Below are 512 nucleotides of genomic sequence, written 5' to 3'. Positions count from 1 at the left end.
TCGTTTTCATCTTCTTGCTCAGGTAAAAATTCACATCCATGGTAACTGATGATTTTTACTGCAAACTCATATTTTTTACCTGCCTCATCCAAATAAGGAGAGTAATGCCCGGCATGAGAGTCCCCAATCATCAATATTTCTGGTTTTTTAGATTTATCACCAAACACACAATTTCCTATAATTCTTCCGTCACAAAAATCATTCTCAGGATTTAAGTATTGTGTTTGTAATTTATATGGCTTAACTGCTTCTTCATATTTTGCATAAGATGATGAATTTATTTTTCCTTCAAATGCATAAATCATAAGAATTATAGCAGAGGGGATCATGTAATACGCAATCAATGAGAATTTAAAGGTTTTCTTATATTTACGACAAGGTTTCTCAACCACATAAAAGCTAAATAATGAAAGAAAAGTAATAAGTAAAATAACGACTAAATATTCATTGATAGTCGTAAAGTTATCAATGAATGAATATTTACGAGCAAGCACAATAATAGGCCAGTGCCA

Annotated in this window: 1 protein-coding gene; it reads right to left on the bottom strand. The window is 31.2% G+C overall.

The features are described 5' to 3' along the window. On the bottom strand, window positions 1-494 hold a 494-nt coding region (locus J5224_RS35285; RefSeq protein WP_264629422.1), incomplete at its 3' end, for an SGNH hydrolase domain-containing protein. Window positions 495-512: the final 18 nt, after the last annotated feature.

This window comes from Candidatus Symbiopectobacterium sp. NZEC135, assembly GCF_025962695.1.
The sequence above is the reverse complement of the archived record's forward strand: the minus strand, read 5'-3'. Positions and strand labels throughout refer to the sequence as shown.